We start from the raw sequence: 299 nt of genomic DNA, 5'->3' as shown, positions 1-299 counted from the left end.
CCGTAAAAATACAGCATCGCGACCTTCTGGCTTTGATATTTCATTTTGTGTCTCCTTGGGTCACGAAGGGCTCAGCCGGCCTCGTTCGGCGGCCAGTTCTGCGTCTTGATCTTGCTGGTCCATTCGAGGAAGTCGGCGAGGTCGTTGATCTCCTCGTCGGTCAGGTTGAACTGCGGCATCTGGCGGCGACCTTCGACACCAGAGGGCTGTGCCGCCATCCAGGAACGAAGCGTCTCGCGTGCACCGTCGCGATCGTCCTGGCCACCCCAGCGGGTCCAGACATTGCCGAGTTCGGGCGC

The 299-nt window shown here is 60.5% G+C and carries 1 protein-coding gene; it reads right to left on the bottom strand.

Going from position 1 to position 299, the window contains the following annotated elements:
* Nucleotides 1-71: 71 nt before the first annotated feature.
* Nucleotides 72-299: cytochrome c (locus tag H6M51_RS24420; RefSeq protein WP_185812336.1), on the bottom strand; the 228-nt coding region annotated here is incomplete at its 5' end.

The organism is Rhizobium sp. AQ_MP, from assembly GCF_014237835.1.
Taxonomy (GTDB): Bacteria; Pseudomonadota; Alphaproteobacteria; order Rhizobiales; family Rhizobiaceae; genus Allorhizobium.
The sequence above is the reverse complement of the archived record's forward strand: the minus strand, read 5'-3'. Positions and strand labels throughout refer to the sequence as shown.